General features: G+C 40.8%; 4 protein-coding genes. 2 read left to right on the top strand and 2 right to left on the bottom strand.

The window, feature by feature from the left end; translation table 11 throughout:
• Positions 1-30: 30 nt before the first annotated feature.
• The gene (locus tag VIM88_RS06395; RefSeq protein ID WP_331862057.1) at positions 31-399 is read right to left on the bottom strand and encodes a DUF2237 domain-containing protein; all 369 of its coding nucleotides are present in this window, start codon (positions 397-399) and stop codon (positions 31-33) included.
• Positions 400-722: 323 nt separating this feature from the next.
• Between VIM88_RS06395 and VIM88_RS10220 the strand changes: the two genes are divergently transcribed.
• Positions 723-1,046: a CBU_0592 family membrane protein gene (locus VIM88_RS10220; protein ID WP_414717478.1), complete on the top strand. Its 324-nt coding sequence runs from the start codon at positions 723-725 to the stop codon at positions 1,044-1,046.
• An 83-nt stretch (positions 1,047-1,129) separates the two neighbouring features.
• On the opposite strand, the gene VIM88_RS06390 is transcribed toward VIM88_RS10220, so the two are convergent.
• Complete coding sequence (locus VIM88_RS06390) at positions 1,130-1,588, bottom strand: septal ring lytic transglycosylase RlpA family protein (RefSeq protein WP_331862056.1); 459 nt, start codon at positions 1,586-1,588, stop codon at positions 1,130-1,132.
• 188 nt (positions 1,589-1,776) lie between these two features.
• Here VIM88_RS06390 and VIM88_RS06385 point away from each other — a divergent pair.
• A partial coding sequence (locus VIM88_RS06385) for a L,D-transpeptidase (protein WP_331862055.1) occupies positions 1,777-2,424 on the top strand: 648 nt, incomplete at its 3' end.

Below are 2,424 nucleotides of genomic sequence, written 5' to 3'. Positions count from 1 at the left end.
GACCTGCAGCAGTGGGTCTATGAACTCACGCTATAGATCTATCGCGTACTTTTTGAGGGTTTCCAGGTCTATCAGTTCCAGCATCTTTTGGTGTGTCGCGTGTATAAAGATCTGCGGCGCCATGCCGTCCTGTACGGCTTTGACAAAAGAGTGTCCGCCAAGGCACCAGCTCTGACCAGGCTGTACCCCTGCAAAATTGTACTGCGGCATAGGGGTGGAAAGGTCATTCCCCACTCTCTTGGAATACTCCAGAAACTCCTTCGTTGCATAAATGCAAACCGCATGGACCGCCGGGTTGTGGTCGCCTGTATTGCACGAACCGTCTCTGTGAAAGCCTGTGAGCGGGTTGAGGCTGCAGGGTTCCAACGGTTCACCTAGCACGTTTAATGATTCATCCATAGTTCTTTCCTTTGCTGTTTGCTTGGATTATAGCAAAAATACCTAGCGTACAGGTAAAGGGGCTGTCTCTGTGAGATTTGATAAAGAAGATGGGACGAAACTACCCGTAGCAAGTCCGTGGAGTCTCTACCTATACTTCTTTGATCGCCACTATGTAAAAAAATTCCCGGAGGTTCTGTGCCGTGTCGGTACTTTTCACACAATGGTTAAGAATAATCTACCCGCTAATGCTGTAAGATACACATATTTTTAAAAGAGACTCTCATCGGAAGCTGTTAGTGAGGTTGATGACAGGCAAGTAGCTGGATCCGCAGTGATCAAAGATGACTCAGCTGAAAAATACACAAAGAACAAACTATCCGTTTTGTGAACAGAAGGAGCCTACCATTCAAGAGATAAGTATCATAGATATGATTGGCAGTATCGGTGTGATGATCGTTGTAGGGGCCTATTTCATGCTGCAAGTAGAGAAGATCGACTCAAAAGGACTTTCTTTTTCACTCCTAAATACACTTGGCTCTATCATGATCTTTTATTCACTGATGTATAACTGGAATCTCGCCTCGGTATTAATTGAATTCTTCTGGATAATGATAAGTCTATATGGAGTATATAAATATTATGCTACAAGAAGTAGCAGCAAATAGGCAGTTCGATCTGCCTATTTAGAAGTATTTAGTATAATTAGACACAGAAACAACGTTCTAATTACATACCTGAACTATATATACTAATACATTTTTTCCAGTTTTTCTATCTTGACTTTTGCAATACCTGCACGGATGAGTCCCAGCTTCTGAGCAGAGGCCCAGGAAAGATCGATCACCCTGCCTTTGACATAGGATCCTCTGTCATTCACCTTGACTATCACACTTTTCCCATTTTGAAGCATGGTGACACGTACCATTGTTCCAAGGGGCAGTGAACGATGCGCTGCAGTATACTTTTTGGTATCATATATCTCACCGCTTGCTGTACGCCGTCCATTCATGGCATTCGCATAGTACGAAGCAATGCCGATTTCAACTTTGGCATTTTTGTCCACACGGTACTTTTCATCATTGTATCTATTTTCAAAAGAAGCTTTCGCTTTAGTCTTCTTTACATCGGGCTCAGAAGGCTTGCTGCACCCTACAGAAAAAAGAGACAAAGAGAGCAGTATCATAAGCCAGCGCGTATATTGATGCATATTTTCCCCATTTTATGAATAAGCTGTATGCTATCCGAATTTCATTTCTATCAACCCTCAAATAAAGCCGAAGATCAAGTTTGTATTTCATTACAATCATAACATACCTATGGCACTTAATCAATAGTAATAATTTTAATAATTGTATGTATAATTCCAAAAATTATTACCAGGGAAATTAACAGTCAATGAAAAAGTATTCTTTTTTAAAAAAATCACTGCTTTGGATACCAGTATGCATTATTTCTTCACTGTCAGCGAACATTCAAGATGACAGAAAACAGATGATGGATACGGAGAGAGAGTTATATATCGTGCATAAGCAAAATATTTTGCTCAAAGAGAAACTTGCTGAAGAGCAAAAAAAGTATTTTAACCATAGTCGCATCCGCGCTTATGAAAATCTGATCAAAGAGTATCAGGCCAAAGAGGTGAAGCTGCAACAGAAAAAAGATGCACTTGTCCGTATGCAGCAGCAAAAAGATGCGCAGATGAAAGCCATTGAACGCCAGATACCGTCACTGTCCGGAGATGTTTTCGTCAAGGTCGATCTCTCTGAACAGGTCATGGATATTTATAAAGGTGATACATTGATCTATTCATGGTTTGTTTCTACTGCAGCCGATGGATATGCAACACCTACCGGCGAATATAAACCATACCATACGGCAAAAATGCATTTTTCAAAACAATTCTATAATTCGCCAATGCCCTATTCGGTATTTTTCAAAGAAGGATATGCGATCCATGGTACGGAATATGTGCGAAGTCTTGGATACAAAGCTTCACACGGATGTGTAAGACTCCATCCTGAAAATGCAAAAAAGCTTTATGAC

The sequence above is a fragment of the Sulfurovum sp. genome (assembly GCF_036568385.1).
Taxonomy (GTDB): Bacteria; Campylobacterota; Campylobacteria; order Campylobacterales; family Sulfurovaceae; genus Sulfurovum.
The sequence above is the reverse complement of the archived record's forward strand: the minus strand, read 5'-3'. Positions and strand labels throughout refer to the sequence as shown.